The organism is Mesorhizobium sp. M0244 (genome assembly GCF_040321795.1).
Classification (GTDB): domain Bacteria; phylum Pseudomonadota; class Alphaproteobacteria; order Rhizobiales; family Rhizobiaceae; genus Mesorhizobium.
Genome location: NZ_JAMYSE010000006.1, coordinates 159,984 through 176,664, shown reverse-complemented (window position 1 = coordinate 176,664; position 16,681 = coordinate 159,984). Strand labels below are relative to the sequence as shown.

Annotated in this window: 12 protein-coding genes and 1 pseudogene; 7 read left to right on the top strand and 6 right to left on the bottom strand. The window is 62.1% G+C overall.

The genetic code is table 11. From position 1 onward, the window contains the following. From NKJ08_RS07740 to NKJ08_RS07730, 3 genes are all read left to right on the top strand, one after another. Positions 1-808, top strand: an 808-nt coding sequence (locus NKJ08_RS07740; RefSeq protein WP_352532606.1) for a DMT family transporter, incomplete at its 5' end; no start/stop codon positions are given. Between the two features lie 2 nt (positions 809-810). Further along, entirely contained in the window at positions 811-1,602 is a 792-nt protein-coding gene (locus NKJ08_RS07735; protein WP_352532608.1) for an ATP12 family chaperone protein, read from the top strand. Between the two features lie 186 nt (positions 1,603-1,788). Then, positions 1,789-3,675, top strand: coding sequence for an MFS transporter (locus NKJ08_RS07730; RefSeq protein WP_352532610.1), 1,887 nt, complete (start codon positions 1,789-1,791; stop codon positions 3,673-3,675). 82 nt (positions 3,676-3,757) lie between these two features. Here the strand turns inward: NKJ08_RS07730 and NKJ08_RS07725 are convergent, their stop codons facing one another. Continuing rightward, on the bottom strand, positions 3,758-3,952 hold the full coding sequence (locus NKJ08_RS07725) for a DUF2735 domain-containing protein (RefSeq protein ID WP_292660390.1): 195 nt from the start codon (positions 3,950-3,952) through the stop codon (positions 3,758-3,760). Positions 3,953-4,270: 318 nt separating this feature from the next. Between NKJ08_RS07725 and NKJ08_RS07720 the strand changes: the two genes are divergently transcribed. Beyond that, positions 4,271-5,311: a glutamine synthetase beta-grasp domain-containing protein gene (locus NKJ08_RS07720; RefSeq protein ID WP_352777947.1), complete on the top strand. Its 1,041-nt coding sequence runs from the start codon at positions 4,271-4,273 to the stop codon at positions 5,309-5,311. A gap of 115 nt (positions 5,312-5,426) precedes the next feature. On the opposite strand, the gene glnA is transcribed toward NKJ08_RS07720, so the two are convergent. Together glnA and NKJ08_RS07710 are read right to left on the bottom strand one after the other, a co-directional pair. Continuing rightward, entirely contained in the window at positions 5,427-6,836 is a 1,410-nt protein-coding gene (gene glnA, locus NKJ08_RS07715; RefSeq protein ID WP_352523841.1) for a type I glutamate--ammonia ligase, read from the bottom strand. 54 nt (positions 6,837-6,890) lie between these two features. Further along, a complete protein-coding gene (locus NKJ08_RS07710) occupies positions 6,891-7,229 on the bottom strand; it encodes a P-II family nitrogen regulator (RefSeq protein WP_019857988.1) in 339 nt (112 codons plus the stop codon). 359 nt (positions 7,230-7,588) lie between these two features. Here NKJ08_RS07710 and NKJ08_RS07705 point away from each other — a divergent pair, with 359 nt between their 5' ends. Both NKJ08_RS07705 and NKJ08_RS07700 read left to right on the top strand, forming a co-directional pair. Further along, the gene (locus NKJ08_RS07705) at positions 7,589-9,118 is read left to right on the top strand and encodes an NAD(P)H-hydrate dehydratase (protein ID WP_352781587.1); all 1,530 of its coding nucleotides are present in this window, start codon (positions 7,589-7,591) and stop codon (positions 9,116-9,118) included. Beyond that, positions 9,115-11,118 (top strand): hypothetical protein, encoded by a 2,004-nt coding sequence (locus NKJ08_RS07700; RefSeq protein WP_352781586.1) that lies wholly within the window; start codon positions 9,115-9,117, stop codon positions 11,116-11,118. Before NKJ08_RS07705 ends, NKJ08_RS07700 begins: the two co-directional genes overlap by 4 nt. An 82-nt stretch (positions 11,119-11,200) precedes the next feature. Here the strand turns inward: NKJ08_RS07700 and NKJ08_RS07695 are convergent, their stop codons facing one another. Next, complete coding sequence (locus tag NKJ08_RS07695) at positions 11,201-12,262, bottom strand: M48 family metallopeptidase (protein ID WP_352523835.1); 1,062 nt, start codon at positions 12,260-12,262, stop codon at positions 11,201-11,203. A 15-nt stretch (positions 12,263-12,277) separates the two neighbouring features. Beyond that, complete coding sequence (locus tag NKJ08_RS07690; RefSeq protein WP_352781585.1) at positions 12,278-13,810, bottom strand: acyl-CoA carboxylase subunit beta; 1,533 nt, start codon at positions 13,808-13,810, stop codon at positions 12,278-12,280. Between the two features lie 387 nt (positions 13,811-14,197). Between NKJ08_RS07690 and NKJ08_RS07685 the strand changes: the two genes are divergently transcribed. Then, on the top strand, positions 14,198-15,598 hold the full coding sequence (locus NKJ08_RS07685) for a DEAD/DEAH box helicase (RefSeq protein ID WP_352523832.1): 1,401 nt from the start codon (positions 14,198-14,200) through the stop codon (positions 15,596-15,598). Positions 15,599-15,700: 102 nt separating this feature from the next. Here NKJ08_RS07685 and NKJ08_RS07680 read toward each other — a convergent pair. Beyond that, positions 15,701-16,676 (bottom strand): annotated as a pseudogene (locus NKJ08_RS07680) (alpha/beta hydrolase). Positions 16,677-16,681 lie beyond the last annotated feature (5 nt).

Below are 16,681 nucleotides of genomic sequence, written 5' to 3'. Positions count from 1 at the left end.
CTCGTATGCCGGCTACGACCCTGTTTTCCTGTCCATCGCCCGCTCGGTGATCGGCGGCCTGTGTGTTTTCGGTTGGTGCCGCTGGCGCGGCATTGCGCTGTTCACGCCCGACAAAACCCTTGTCGCCGGAATTCTGGCGGGTGCGCTTTTCGGTCTCGAGTTCCTGTTCCTTTACGTCGGGCTCGAGCACACGACGGTTGTGCGCAATACCTTGCTGGTCAACACCATGCCGTTCTGGATGCTGGTCGGCGGCCATTTCCTGCTGGGCGAAAGCATCACGGCGCGCAAGCTCATTGGCCTGCTGCTCGCTTTCGCCGGGCTGGTTGCGGTGTTTTCAGACAAGCTTAGCGCCAATGGCGGCGCGACGCTGAGCGGCGACTTGCTCAGTCTCGGCGCCGGCATTCTGTGGGCCGTGACTAACATTGTCATCAAGCGGTCGAAACTGGTGGAGGCAAGCGCCGAAAAGCTGCTGCTCTATCAGCTGGCCGGGGCCGCTGTCGTCGGCATTTTGGTGATGCCCTTTGCCGGGCCGCCCGTCCGCAGCTTTACCCTTCTGCCGACCTTGGCGCTGCTGTTCCAGGCCGTCTATGTCGTCGCCTTCACCTATGTGCTGTGGTTCTGGCTGCTGCGGCGCTACCCTGCATCTGGACTGTCGAGCTTCACCTTCCTGTCGCCGGTCTTCGGCGTGCTCTGCGGCGCCGTGTTCTTGAACGAGCCGTTGACCGTTCGTATCTTCCTGGCACTCGGCCTCATCGCCGCCGGTCTTATCGTCGTCAACCGGCCGGCCCGAAAACAAAGCCCCGGATGAGCATGCGCGATATATTGAACGACCTCGAAGCGGGAAAGCAGCTCTCCGATCCGGATCCGGTACGCCGTGCCCAAATCCAGATGAAGACGCACCTGCCGAAACGCTTCTACAAAGCCGTCTCGGTCACGCCGGTCGAAGATGGTTTTGCCGTCCATCTCGATGGCAAACCCGTCCATACGCCGGCCAAGGCGCTGCTGGCGCTGCCGACCGAAAAGGCGGCCGCTCTCGTCGCCGAGGAATTCGCCGCACAAGAGGAGATCATCGACCCGGTGACGATGCCGGTGATGCGTCTGGTCAACACCGCAATCGATGGCGTCGCCAGTGATCCCCAGGCGGTGCTGGAGGACATCCTGCGCTTCGCCTCATCCGATCTGCTCTGCTACCGCGCCGATGCACCACAGGGGCTGGTCGACCGGCAGAACCAACATTGGGATCCGGTCATCGACTGGGCGCGCAGCGCGCTCGGCGCCCGGTTCCATCTCGCCGAAGGGGTGATCCATGTCGAGCAGCCGCGCGAGAGTATCGCGCTGCTTGGGCAGCATCTTGCCCAGCGTGCCGATCCGCTGCGCCTTGCCGCCATCCACGTCATGACCTCGCTGACTGGATCGGCGCTGCTGGCGCTGGCTGTCGATTTCGGCGAGCTAGACGGCGAGGCGGCTTGGGCTGCCGGCCATGTCGACGAGGACTGGCAGGCCGAGCAATGGGGCCATGATGCCCAGGCCGTCGCGCGCCGCGCTGCCCGAAAGCGCGACATGATGGCGGCAGTCGGACTGCTCGAAGCTCTCAAAGGCTGACGGCACCGCCTGCTATTTCGCACTGCACATTAGACCAAAGTCATAATCCCAAAGGCGGTCTGCCTCTGGACGGCGCTTTCTGTCATTTTTTGCACCGGTGGCTGCACTGAGTCTGCGTTGCGAGGAAACGCGGACGATGACGCGCAGCATCGAGGACGGACGGATTTCACACGGGAGGATACGCTCATGGCAATGGCATCGACCGCCGGCAAAACAAGCCGCGGCATGACGCGCGAGGAGAAGAAGGTCATCTTCGCTTCCTCGCTCGGCACCGTTTTCGAATGGTACGATTTTTATCTCTACGGCTCGTTGGCCGCCTTCATCGGCGCCACCTTCTTCTCGTCGGCGCCGGAAGCGACACGCAACATCTTCGCCCTGCTCGCCTTTGCGGCCGGTTTCTTGGTGCGCCCGTTTGGCGCCCTGCTGTTCGGCCGCATCGGTGATCTCGTCGGCCGCAAATACACCTTCCTCGTCACCATGACGATCATGGGCCTGTCGACCTTCCTGGTCGGACTTCTGCCCGGATATGCGAGCTGGGGCATCGCCGCGCCGGTGATCCTGATCATCCTGCGCATGCTGCAGGGCCTGGCGCTCGGTGGCGAATATGGCGGCGCCGCGACCTATGTCGCCGAACATGCGCCCGACGACCGTCGCGGCTACTACACGTCGTGGATCCAAACGACGGCGACGCTCGGCCTGTTCCTGTCGCTGATCGTCATCCTGATCGTCCAGGGCTCGATGAGCAAGGACACCTATGCCGCTTGGGGTTGGCGCGTTCCTTTCCTGGTTTCCTTCCTGCTGCTCGGCATCTCGCTCTGGATCCGGTTGTCACTTGCCGAATCGCCGACCTTCCAGCGGATGAAGGACGAGGGCAAGGGTTCCAAGGCACCGCTGACGGAAGCCTTCGGCCAGTGGAAGAATGCAAAAATCGCGCTGCTGGCACTGCTCGGCCTCACCGCCGGCCAGGCCGTGGTCTGGTATAACGGCCAGTTCTACGCGCTGTTTTTCCTGCAGAACGTGCTCAAGGTCGAAGCGCAGTCGGTCAACATCATGATCGCCATCGCGCTGGCGTTCGGCTCGATTTTCTTCGTCGTGTTCGGCTGGCTCTCCGACAAGATCGGCCGCAAGCCGATCATCATGGCCGGCCTTGCACTGGCGATCGTCTGCACCTTCCCGTTGTTCAAGGCGCTGACCAGGGCAGCCAACCCGGCGCTCGCCACCGCGCAGCAGAACACGCGCGCGACGGTGACCGCGGCACCGGGGGACTGCAAGTTCCAGTTCAATCCGGTGGGCACGGCGAAATTCACGACGTCCTGCGATATCGCCACCTCTTTCTTGACCAAGAACTCAGTGCCTTATGACGTGGTAACGACGGCAGCGCCCGGCACTGCTGCGTCGGTCAAAATCGGCAACGAGACAGTTGAGTCGTATGACGCGACTGCGGCCGGCGATCAAGCCAAGGCCAAGGACGCTGTTTTTGCCAAAGCGGTAAACACGGCGCTTCATGACGGCGGCTATCCGCTGAAACGGGCAGCGGCCAAGGTGCCGGACCAGAAGCTTGAAGCCTTCATTGCGGCCAATCCCGAGCTGAAGCTCGATGCGGCAGCCATCCGCGCTGGCGACAAGGCTACCGTCCCGACCGACCAAGCGATCAAGGACAAGCTGCTGACTGCCGATGAGGCCGCGGGAGCCCCCGAGGTCACCGTCTACACCATACCGGGCGGCGGTCCCTTCGCCATGTTTGCCGACCCGGCCGCGGTCAACTGGCCGATGACGATCGCCATCCTGTTCATCCTCGTAATCTTCGTCACGATGGTGTACGGGCCGATCGCCGCGATCCTGGTCGAGATGTTCCCGACCCGCATCCGCTACACCGGCATGTCGCTGCCCTATCACATCGGCAATGGCTGGTTCGGCGGACTGTTGCCGGCGACGGTGTTCGCGCTCAGCGCCTACAAGGGCGACATCTACTACGGTCTCTGGTACCCAGTGGTGATCGCGGCGATGTCGCTGATCATCGGCATGATCTTCATCAGAGATACGCTCGGAACAAACCTTCACACCAAGCAGTAGCCGGCCTGTACCGGTTCCAAAACAGAGCCCGGCGCGAGCGATCGCGCCGGGCTTTGCAATTCATCAAATACGCGGAGAAGGCCTAGCTTTTGCGATCCTGTTTCGCTTCCTCGATCGCTGCTTCATGATACCAGGCGCTTCCGAAATCCGTGCGGTTGCGCAAAGAAGCAAGTTCTGCCGCGAACTTAGCCTTTCCGCTTAAATTTGAGGCAGACGCGCGCGCTGCCACCGGGAACATCAGGATTTTGGCCGACTGACGAGTGGAAGTGATTTCCATTATCGGTTTCCTTTCTTCGACAGAACCTTGCCGATTCAACCTTTCCCCAAGATAGGTTCAGCAACCGAATTAGGCAACATGATTACGAAAGGATCAGTATTTGCACGTTATTTATGCAAGATATGCTTGTGAGTGATCCGAACGCAGCACGGCGGCGGCCCAGCGATTTGCACCGATGCGACCTCACTTTTGCCGCACCCTTCGCCGGCGAGAATGGCACACGAATTGCTTTTTATTAATCCGGCAGGTCGGCTGCTGGATAGGCCGGCTCGCCCCGGCACCATCCAGGGTTCGGTGATCAAGCAACGAGAGGCTAGAATGACGAAATACAAGCTCGAGTACATTTGGCTCGATGGATACACCCCGGTTCCCAACCTCCGCGGAAAGACGCAGGTCAAGGACTATGCCGAGTTTCCGACGCTCGACCAGCTTCCGCTGTGGGGCTTCGACGGTTCTTCGACCATGCAGGCCGAGGGCCACAGCTCCGACTGCGTTTTGAAGCCGGTCGCCGTCTATCCGGATCCCGCCCGCACCAACGGCGCGCTCGTCATGTGCGAGGTCATGATGCCCGATGGCGTGACGCCGCATGCGTCCAACAAGCGCGCCACCATCCTCGACGACGAGGGCGCCTGGTTCGGCTTCGAGCAAGAGTATTTCTTTTACAAGGACGGCCGCCCGCTCGGCTTCCCCGAGAGCGGCTATCCGGCGCCGCAAGGCCCGTACTACACCGGCGTCGGCTACAGCAATGTTGGCTCCGTCGCCAGACAGATCGTTGAGGAGCATCTCGACCTTTGCCTCGCCGCCGGCATCAACCATGAAGGCATCAACGCCGAAGTGGCCAAGGGCCAATGGGAATTCCAGATCTTCGGCAAGGGTTCCAAGAAGGCCGCCGACCAGATGTGGATGGCACGCTATTTGATGCAGCGCCTGACCGAGAAGTACGGCATCGATATCGAATACCACTGCAAGCCGCTCGGCGACACCGACTGGAACGGCTCCGGCATGCATGCCAACTTCTCTACCGCCTATATGCGCGAAGTCGGCGGCAAGGATTATTTCGAGGCGCTGATGGCTGCCTTCGACAAAAACCTGATGGATCATATCGCCGTCTACGGGCCGGACAATGACAAGCGTTTGACCGGCAAGCATGAGACCGCGCCGTGGAACAAGTTCAGCTACGGCATCGCCGACCGCGGCGCCTCGATCCGCGTGCCGCATTCCTTCATCAACAATGGCTACAAGGGCTATCTCGAGGATCGCCGCCCGAACTCGCAGGGCGACCCCTACCAGATCGCTTCCCAGATATTGAAGACGATCGCCTCCGTTCCAACCAGCGCCGAGGTTTCGGCCGCGGCTTGAGCATTTGTTGCGGCGTGGACCTCAGGTCTGCGCCGTGATTTTCTCTCCAATCGCATCGCAATAAAAAACCCCGGCGTCTCCGCCGGGGTTTTCTATTTGGCTGTAACGATCCGGATCACACCGAATAATACATATCGTATTCGACCGGATGCGGGGTCATTTCGAAGCGCATCACCTCGGCCATCTTGAGCTCGATATAGGAGTCGATCTGGTCGTCGTCGAAGACGCCGCCGGCCTTAAGGAAGCCGCGGTCCTTGTCGAGGCTCTGCAAAGCCTCGCGCAGCGAACCGCAGACGGTCGGGATCTTCTTCAATTCCTTCGGCGGCAGGTCGTAGAGGTCCTTGTCCATCGGCTGTCCCGGGTGGATCTTGTTCTTGATTCCGTCGAGGCCGGCCATCAGCATGGCGGCGAAGGCGAGATAGGGGTTGGCACCCGGATCGGGGAAGCGGACCTCGACGCGCTTGGATTTCGGCGATGAGCCAAACGGAATGCGGCAGGAGGCCGAGCGGTTGCGTGCCGAATAGGCGAGCAGCACCGGCGCTTCATAGCCGGGCACCAGGCGCTTGTAGGAGTTGGTCAGCGGGTTGGTGAAAGCGTTGATCGCCTTGGCATGCTTGATGATGCCGCCGATATAGAACAGGCAGCTTTCCGACAGGCCGGCATATTCGTTGCCGGCGAAGGTCGGCTTGCCTTCCTTCCAGATCGACTGGTGGACATGCATGCCCGAGCCATTGTCGCCGAACACCGGCTTCGGCATGAAGGTGGCGGTCTTGCCGTACGCATTGGCGACCTGGTGCACGACATATTTGTAGATCAGCATCTTGTCGGCGTTGCGGACCAGCGTGTCGAACTTGATGCCGAGCTCATGCTGGGCGGCGGCCACTTCGTGGTGGTGCTTTTCGACCCGCACGCCCATTTCGGCGAGCACGGTCAGCATTTCCGAGCGCATGTCCTGTGCCGAATCGATCGGCGGCACCGGGAAATAGCCGCCCTTGATGCGCGGCCGGTGGCCGAGATTTCCGGTCTCGTAATCGGTGTCGTCATTGGACGGCAGTTCGGTGGAATCGAGCTTGAAGCCGGTGTTGTAGGGGTCGGCCTTGTACTTGACGTCGTCGAACACGAAGAACTCAGCTTCCGGGCCGACGAAGATCTGGTCACCGATGCCTTCGGCCTTCATGTAGGCCTCGGCTTTCTTGGCGGTGCCGCGCGGATCGCGGTTGTAGGATTCCCCCGAGATCGGATCGAGAATGTCGCACAGGATGACCATGGTCGACTGCGCGAAGAACGGGTCCATATGCACCGTGTCAGGGTCGGGCATCAGCACCATGTCGGACTCGTTGATCGCCTTCCAGCCGGCGATCGAGGAACCGTCGAACATGACGCCATCGGCAAACATGTCTTCCTCGACCTCGACGACATCCATCGTTACGTGCTGCAGTTTGCCCTTCGGATCGGTGAAGCGCAGATCGACGAACTTCACGTCGTTGTCCTTGATCTGCTTCATGATGTCTTTGGCTGTCGTCATGTCCCTGCTTCCCTATGTGATGACGTTTTGAACATGGCCTTTTAACGGGAAAATTCAGACGGCGTCCATGCCGGTTTCGCCGGTCCGGATACGCACCACCTCCTCGATGTTGGAGACGAAGATCTTGCCGTCGCCGATGCGGCCGGTCTGGGCGGCCTTGCGGATGGCCTCGATCGCGGCTTCGACCGCATCGTCGCCGAGCACGACCTCGATTTTCACCTTCGGCAGGAAGTCGACGACATATTCGGCGCCGCGATAAAGTTCGGTGTGGCCCTTCTGGCGGCCAAAGCCCTTGGCTTCGGTGACGGTGATGCCTTGCAGCCCGGCCTCCTGAAGCGCTTCCTTCACTTCGTCTAGCTTGAACGGCTTGATGATCGCTTCGATCTTTTTCATGTAAAAAGTGGCCTCCACTGCCAAAAAAGACGGGTTGTGAGCCCCGCTTGCGCCTCAATCAAGCACGAACTGTGCCAGTTGATGCGGTGCCGGGCAGCCTCACATGATTTGGATAGCATGCCACGCGGGAATGTACATTCGCGTCATTCGCTGCATTGGATGCGCCATGAATGCCGCGAGCCTACACACCGCCGCTCCCGCCGTCCGCACAAAAATTGAGCAGATCGGATATTTCATGGGCAGCCATGGAATTGCGAACTCGTCGTTCCGAGCGCTGCCGGAGTGCTTCGTAGCCTTCGCTGTTTGCTTCGGATCAAAAACTGGACAATGCTTCGGGAGATGATGTGCATGTCGCCCGCATGAGCAACGAACTTCTGTCTCCGTCCGAAATGGCCGAGGCCGACCAGCTGGCGATTGCCGCTGGTCCATTCGACGGCATCGGGCTGATGCGCAATGCCGGCGCTGCGGTTGCTGCCGTAGTGCTCAAGCGCTACTCGAACGCAACACGCGTCCACGTGCTTTGCGGCCCCGGCAACAATGGCGGCGACGGCTATGTCGTGGCCCGCATCCTTCGGGAGAGCGCCGTCGACGTCTCTTTATGGGCGTCCGGATCGCCCACAGACGGCAGCGATGCAGCACTCGCTGCTTCGGAGTGCCCGGTCGAGGCTGGACCGCTGTCTGATTTCGTTGCTAAGACGGGCTCGATCGTGGTCGACGCGCTTTACGGGGCGGGGCTGTCCAAACCGCTGTCCGGCGACGCCGCCAAGTCGATCGAGATTGCTGCGGAGCTGAACTTGCCGGTTGTAGCGGTCGACCTGCCGTCGGGCGTTGCCGGTGAGAGCGGCAATGTCCTCGGCCAGGCCTTCCGCGCCCGAACCACCGTGACCTTTGCGCGAAAAAAGCCTGGTCACCTGCTGTTTCCGGGCCGCGAGCTGTGCGGCGACATCGTGGTCGCCGATATCGGCATAAACAACAGCATCGTTGCGCAGCTTCAACCGCGGACATTCGAGAACATTCCGGCGCTCTGGCTTGGCGGCCTTCCGGTTCCGGCCGTCGACGCCCATAAGTATAAACGCGGCCATGTCGGCGTCTTTTCCGGCGAGCCGTCAGCGACGGGTGCTGCGCGGTTGTCGGCATTAGCCGCGGCCAGGAGCGGGGCAGGGGCCGTCACCTTGCTGTCACCGGCGAACGCCATGCAGGTGAACGCGGCGCATCTGACCTCGATCATGCTGCGCAAGGTAGACACCGTCGCGGATGTGGACGAATTCGTCGGCAGCCGCCGGCCATCGGCCTTCGTTCTCTGCCCGGGATTTGGCATCGGGGAGAAAACGCGCGATTTTGCCCTGGCCGTGCTCGGCGGCGCCCGTGGGCAGGACAGCGGGATCGACGGGCTGGTGCTCGACGCCGACGGCGTCACCTCGTTTCGCGACGCGCCGGATGCCCTGTTCGAAGCCGCCCGTCGACCGAATACGCCGGCTCTGGTGATGACGCCGCATGACGGCGAATTCGCCAGGCTTTTTCCAGATATCGCCGGGGACAAGGACCTGTCCAAACTCGCCAAGGCACGCGCCGCAGCCGAACGGGCCAGCGCCACTCTCGTCTACAAAGGTGCCGACACTGTGATTGCGGCCCCCGATGGCCGGGCAGCGATTAACAGCAATGGCGCGCCTTGGCTGGCCACCGCCGGTTCGGGCGACGTGCTGTCGGGCATCATTGCCGCGCTGCTGGCGCAGGGCATGCCGGCCTTCGAAGCGGCCTGTGCGGCAGTCTGGATCCATGCCGAGGCCGGCAGCCGTTTCGGACCGGGGCTGATCGCGGAGGACCTGCCGGTGGCACTGGTGCCGGTGCTGCGCGAGCTTATCGAAGGTCGCGAGATGGCTGCCGAATGAACCGCCTGTTCGCGCTGCTCGTTGCGATCGTTATTGCCGTATTCATGGCGCAGCCCGCGCGCGCCGAAGCTCCACTGACGATCGTCGACGACCCGGCCGTTCTCACCGCCCTCGATAGCACAGGCTATGGGTTCGCCGGCATTTTCGGCGTCGATGGCAAGGGCGATTTGAGGACGCTTTACGACAAGGCGCCGGCCTATCACGCGATCGTCGAAACGGTTGCAAGCGACGTCGCAGCATTGCGGGCCGAGATGAAGGCCGGCGGGCGGCCACTTTATGAGGTGACCGACGGCAATGTCGGCCGCATCATGGACATGCGCTGGCTGAAGACCGACGCAGCACGCTTCCGCCTCGTCGGCATCGTAAATCGGCTCGATCGGCGCGATTTTTCCGCGCTGAAAGGCGACAAGAGTTGCGGCGAAGTGCGCTTCGTCTATCGTCTCGCCTATAGCTTCAAGAAGAACGGCAAGGTTCTGGCCTCGCGTCTGCCGTTCAATTTCAGTGCCGTCTACAGCGCCGCGCCGGATGCCGACGGCGGTTGTGTCGGCGTCGCCGGACGCTGGACACCGCAACTCGATGAAAGCGTCGATGCCGGCTGGCTGGCCGGTGGCCCGCTGGAAATGTCGGCGCTCACCTTCAAGCAGCTCGAGCTCAATGCGCAGGTGGTCCGCTTCCCCTCCGGCCAGGAGACCGAATTCGGCGGGCAGGCTGCCTATCTCATGCGCATCTTCGGCATCGATGGCGCGGCTGCCAGCGAAAAGCCGTTGGAAAACACGCCCGATGCGGCACGCCTTGCCGAAGACACCGCGCTGAAAGCAAAACTTGCGGACTATGTCCGCACCAATGTCGCGACGGTCGATCTCGGCGTTTACCAAATCCCCGACGAATTCTTGGCAAAGAAGGTCGTCTCGTGGTCGACCTTCGGCAGCGCGAGGCAAGCCAACCACCCATTCACGCCGCTGTTCCAGCCCGCGGATTTCGCCGGGATCGACTACTCCGCGCTAAAGCTGGTGCGCACGCCCGAGGCGCTGGTCGAGCGACTGGACAACGGCGCCTGCCACGGCTGCCATCAGGCGGGCTCGACCGCCGGCTTTCATTTCATCGGCCTCGACGACAAGACGACCTCGCCGCTCAACCGCATCGAGGTCGGCATCTCCCCGCATCTCCACGCCGACATCCCGCGCCGCGGCGCCTGGCTGCGCGCGACTGCCGACGGCAAGGAACCGAACCGCTTCCGCCCGCTGTCGTTCGCGCCGCCGGCGACATGGAACGATGCCGGCGAAATCGCCTATTCGCCGGCCGAAATGGCGATGCCGTGCCTGATGCCACAGGATGCGGCCCGCTTCGGCGCGACATGGCAATGCGGCGCCGGCACCGTCTGCACGCCGCTGGCGACCGCGTCCGGCGTGCGCACCAAGCTGGCGCAATGCCTGCTGCCCAAGGATAGCGAAAACATGTTTTCCGGCCACCCCTGTTTAACGGGGTCCATCGCCAGTAACCCGGCACAGCCTTTCAATGACCGCTATACCATCACCGGCCAGTTCGCGGCGTTCGCGCCAGGCATTTCGCGTACCAGCTACACCTGCCGACCGCCGAAGATCGGCGTGCCGGCGGGTGTCGCCTATCGCGGCTGCGACAACCGGGATCGCAGCTTTACCGCCTTCAAAACGGGCAAGCCGATGCCGAACGAGATTTGCGGGTTGGTTGGCGGCAAAAAATTCGATACCTGCGTGGCGACCAATAATTTCGACCAGTGCCTGGGCGGCGCCGTCAATCGCGGTAATCGTCCTGCCTGCTCGGCCGACCATTTCTGCCACGAGGATTATATGTGCCAGTCGCTGCCGCCCGACACGCCCGGTATCGGCAAGGTGAAGGGCATCGGCTTCTGCTCGCCGACCTATTTTATCTTCCAGATGCGCATCGACAATCACGCCACGCCATGGGCGAGTGCTGTCCGCGCGACGACGGGGGCCGGGTTTGGAGCGGTGGAAGCGGAATAGGCTGTCAGTTGCGGGTGGCGGCGATCGGCAAAAAAAGCGTCCCGCACTTGGGTCCCGCTGACACCAATGTGCGAACACCGCCTTAGCGTTGAAGATAGTCCTCCATGTGCCCAGTCCACGTCTTGTTGAATTCCGCAATATGTCGTTCGGCTGCGTTCGGGCCCAGCAGCGTCGAGAGTGCCGTGACGGCTATGGGTTGGATGTCGGGCGCTTCTCCGTACCCAAGTGCCGCCAGCCTCTGTGCCCATGACGGATGCGTCGACCTTTCGTCATCTGGACGTTCCCACGCCCTGTGAACGCAAGCGTTCAGGTAAGTGTGTTCCGACAACTGCCCGGCCATTTCTAGAAGGCGGTCGAGTGGTGGCCGTGGTGGTCGCATCGCTCCCATCAGTTCCTGGTGCAAAGGGTCATATACCTTTTCCTTGAAGTGCGCGTCTGCTGCAGCAACAAGCAACAGAGCGCGCGCAGCTTGTTCAGCGTTACCGGATACTGCCGCATGACGATCCGCCTTGATCTCGGCTTCGCGCGATAGCCGGATATCCTCCCGTTCAAAAGATTTCGACAGCCAGCCGATTGCAGCGTGAAGGAGGCTGCCTGAGATCGTCGTTCCTGGAGGTGCGTACTCGAAGACAAATTCGAAACTGTTCTCGAATTCGGCGAGATTGAGACCGCCATTTGTGTCCTTGTTCCGCACATGCGCGTCTTCATGGGCAAAAATTGCGGCGAGGGCCTTTTCGTCGGCCACGGCGAGGAGGGGAATGCCAACGGTCAAAAACAAGCGGCTGCCGAGAAGTCCGAGCAGCGTACGCTCTTCCCGCACACTGGCGTTAAGGTTGTCCTCCAGCGTAATGACCGTGCGCGCCGCCCGGCGCCGTCCAGCAATCGTTTCCCACAGCGCCCACAGCCCAGGCGCCTCCGCTCTGCTCACGCCCTTGACCTTGCTGCGCCGAAAACCGGCAAACAATGTGCCGAACAGGAATGCCGCTGCGGTGGTCGCGATCGGCATGGCAACAAAGCCACTGACGATGAACCAGATCGGATGGCTATCGAGCAGGGACATCCAGACGCAGAAAATGATGGCAGCCGGGGCAACGAAAAATAGGACTGCAAACCTGCCAAACCGCCGCCCAGCGCTGATGATCATGCGCGACATTCAGAATCACAGCGGGATGTTGTCGTGTTTCTTCCAGGGGTTCTGCATATCCTTGTTGCGCAGCATCCTAAGTGCGCGGGCGATGCGCCGGCGGGTCGAATGCGGCATGATCACCTCGTCGACATAGCCGCGCTCGGCGGCAATGAAGGGCGACAGGAAGCGATCCTCGTAAGCCTTTGTATGGGTTGCGATTTTCTCAGCGTCGCCGATATCCTTGCGGTAGATGATCTCGACCGCGCCTCTCGCACCCATCACCGCGATCTGCGCCGTCGGCCAGGCGTAGTTCATGTCGCCGCGCAGATGCTTTGAGGCCATCACGTCATAGGCGCCGCCATAGGCCTTTCTGGTGATGACGGTGATCTTTGGCACGGTCGCTTCCGCATAGGCGAACAAGAGCTTGGCGCCATGCTTGATCAGCCCGCCATATTCCTGCGCGGTGCCCGGCAGAAAACCGGGAACGTCGACGAAGGTGACGATCGGGATCGAGAAACAGTCGCAGAAGCGCACGAATCGCGCCGCCTTGCGGCTGGCATCCGAATCGAGCACGCCGGCCAGCACCATCGGCTGGTTGGCGACGAAGCCGACCGTGCGGCCCTCGACACGGCCGAAGCCGGTGACGATGTTTTTGGCGAAACTCTGCTGGATCTCGAAGAAGTCACCCTCGTCGGCAACTTTAAGGATCAACTCCTTGATGTCGTAGGGTTTGTTGGCATTGTCGGGGATCAGCCGGTCGAGCGACAGATCGTGATCGATGACCGACTGGTAGCATTCGATCTCGGGAATTTCCGCCGTGTTGGAAGCGGGCAGCAGATCGATCAGCCGGCGCATCTGCAGCAGCGCCTCGACGTCATTGTCGTAGGCCCCATCGGCGATCGAGGACTTCGTCGTGTGGACGGAGGCGCCGCCGAGGCTTTCTGCGGTCACCGTCTCGTTGGTGACGGTCTTCACCACATCCGGACCGGTGACGAACATGTAGGAGGTGTCACGGACCATGAAGATGAAGTCGGTCATCGCCGGCGAATAGACGTCGCCGCCGGCGCAAGGACCCATGATCAGCGAAATCTGTGGGATGACGCCGGAGGCCAGAACATTGCGCTGGAAGATCTCGGCGTAGCCGCCGAGCGCCGCCACGCCTTCCTGGATGCGGGCGCCGCCGGCGTCGTAGAGGCCGATGATCGGCGCGCGGTTGCGCAGCGCCATCTCCTGCACCTTGACCACCTTCTCGGCATGCGCCTCGGACAGCGAGCCGCCGAACACCGTAAAGTCCTTTGCAAAAAGGTACACAGGCCGGCCATTGACGGTACCCCAGCCGGTGACGACGCCGTCGCCGGCGATCTTGGTCTTCTCCATGCCGAAATCGGTCGAGCGGTGCTCGACAAACATGTCGAATTCCTCGAACGAGCCTTCGTCGAGGAAGACGTCGATGCGCTCACGGGCCGTGAGCTTGCCCTTGTTGTGCTGGGCGTCGATGCGGGCCTGTCCCCCGCCCATGCGGGCGACCTCGCGGCGGCGCTCGAGTTCCTTCAGCACGTTCTTCATGACCGGTCCCCGAAACGGAAAGCTGGATTGTGGTAATCATGCCCGCGGGAGAGCGCAAGCGCCGCTTCCTCATGGCCTTTGCTGCGCTGCAGCATCAGGCCCCTTGCATTTCGATGCGAACTGGGCCATATGCGGCGGTATAGGCGCTTGGGCCGGGATAATCCGGCCTTCTCGATGAATGAGACTGGTTGCGTCTGTTTTCCCTCTTCCCGACATATCGGCAAGGTGGCGAAAAAGCCCCGTGGCATGATGCCTGCGGGCACGACAGCGCAGCCGTGTGGACGATAGCGTCCGCCCGCCTTGTCGTTTCATGACAATTTTCGACGGCAGGTTGCGCCCTGCCGCCGGCGACGTTTGCGGCCAGGAGCCGCGTGAAAGAAGAATATTTTGACCAATGAAAACACAGCGGAACTGACCGGTTTCGCCGCACTTGGAATTACCGGCGCGCTGCTCAAGGCCACCCATGCCGCCGGCTTCACCGATCCGAAGCCGATCCAGGCTCAGGCGATCCCGCCGCAGCTCGAAGGCCGCGACATTTTCGGCATCGCTCAGACCGGCTCGGGCAAGACGGCGGCGTTCGCGCTGCCGATCCTGTCGAAGATCATCGCACTCGGCACTAAGCGCCGGCCGAAGACGGCCCGCGCCCTGATCCTGGCGCCGACGCGCGAACTCGCGGTGCAGATCGAGGACATGATCAAGCTGCTCGCCAAGGGCGCGCATGTCTCGACAGCGCTGGTGCTCGGCGGCGTCTCGCGCTTCAGCCAGGTGAAGAAGGTTGCCCCTGGCGTCGACATCCTGATCGCAACGCCCGGCCGACTGACCGATCTGGTGCGTGAAGGTGACCTCGTGCTTGCCGACACCAAATGGCTGGTGCTGGATGAAGGCGACCGCATGCTCGACATGGGCTTTATCAACGACGTCAAGCGCATCGCCAGGGCGACGGCGCCGGACCGTCAGACGGTGTTGTTCTCGGCGACCATGCCGGCCGAAATCGCCGAACTGGCGAAGGGCCTGCTGAAGAACCCGATCCGCGTCGAAGTCGCTCCCCACAGCACTGCCGCGGCCGAGATCGTGCAGGGCGTCGTCTTTGCCCGCACCAAGCAGAAGCGCCAGGTGCTGGCCCAGATGCTCGCCGGCGAGGCGATGAAATCCGTTATCATCTTTTCGCGCACCAAGCATGGCGCCGACAGGGTGACCAAGGACCTCGAGCGCGACGGCTTCAAGGCCGCCGTGATTCACGGCAACAAGTCGCAGAATGCCCGCCAGAAGGCGCTCAACGATTTCCGCGAGGGTTCGGTGCGCATTCTCGTGGCGACCGACATTGCGGCGCGCGGCATCGACGTGCCGGGCATCAGCCATGTGGTGAATTTCGACCTGCCGGACGAGGCGGAGAGCTATGTCCACCGCATCGGCCGCACCGGCCGTAACGGCATGGACGGCATCGCCATCACGCTTTGCGACCCGTCGGAAAACGCCAAGCTGCGCCAGGTCGAGCGCATCATCCGCACCAAGCTGCCGATCGTTGCCGACCATCTCGGCAGTCCCGATCCGCAGCGCAATCCCGCCGAGAAGAACGAGCGCAGCTTCGAACCGGCCAACGATCGCAACGACCACAACGGCCGTCGCGACGGCAGGCGGCCCGGCGGCGCAAACAACGGCTTCGGCAAGAAGCGGTTCGGCGACAAGCCGGCCTTTGCGGGCGAGCGCAAGCCGGAAGGCGCCAAGCCCTTCAAGGGCAACAACAAGCGCCGCTTCGGCGGCAAGCGGCCGGCAGCGCGCGCTGCATAATCAGGCCCGTTGCGGCCGGCCGGGCTTGGCTTGGCCACTCACGACTGAAAGAGGGCGACCGGAGTGATGCTTCGGTCGCCCCTTTCGTTTGAGGCGTTAGGTTCACTTCACCACCGCCTCGACCCACGCGACCATCCGTTGCGCGAGGAAGCCCGTGGTCGACGGCGACAGCGCGTCGCCCGCAATAACGTGGTTGTCCCGGTCGCCGGTATCGTCGACCGGCACCAATTCATGTGCGGCGCCCCAGCGCTCGGCTATTTCGCGCGTGCGATCCGGTCGCACTATTTTGTCCGAATCCGAAAAGATGAACAGAGCAGGGATGGACGCGTTCTCCACCGGCGCGCCATAGGCAAGCTCTGTCAGCGCCGCCATCGGCAATGTCGCAGCGATCGGGTAGCGGTAGGTCCAGAACCTTTCATGCAGCGCGTTGCGCGGCACGAAGCTGCGCTCCTTGCCGGCGACGAGCTCGGCGATCTGTCTGCCCCACGGTAGGGTCAGCAGTTCGGCGCCGGAAGCCTTGACGCCGAAATTCGGCGAGATGAATGCGATCGCCGCGACACCGTCCGATGCGCCTTGCTGCGTCGCGGCCCACGCTGCCAGCGAACCGCCGCTCGAGGTGGCTATGACGATCACCTTGTCGCCGATCGCCCGGCCGATGGCGAGCGCTTCCTCATAGTCGTTGATCCAGGCGTTGACGCTGCCTTGCGCTATCGCGGCTCCGTCCTGCCCATGTCCCGTCAGGCGAGTGTAGAAAAGATTGGCGTCAAGCTGGTCGGCCACCTCGTCGGGCAGTGGACGAACCTCGCCCTTCGACGCAGAAAAACCGTGGATGTAAAACGATCGCGAGTGGCGACTTGGCGTGGACCATCGGGTCGGCCCAGATGATTTCCTTGTCCAGCCCGTCGCGGATGCCGGGCACGGCCGCCTCCTGGCGCGCCAGATAGGCCTGCGGATCGTCGCCGATTGCTGACGGATCGAAACGGATCGCGGTTTCGACCGGGACGCGCGGACGAAGCACCAAGGCCAGGACGAAGATGAGGACAAGACCCAGCACCGCAAACACGATCCGTCGCCCCATCACAG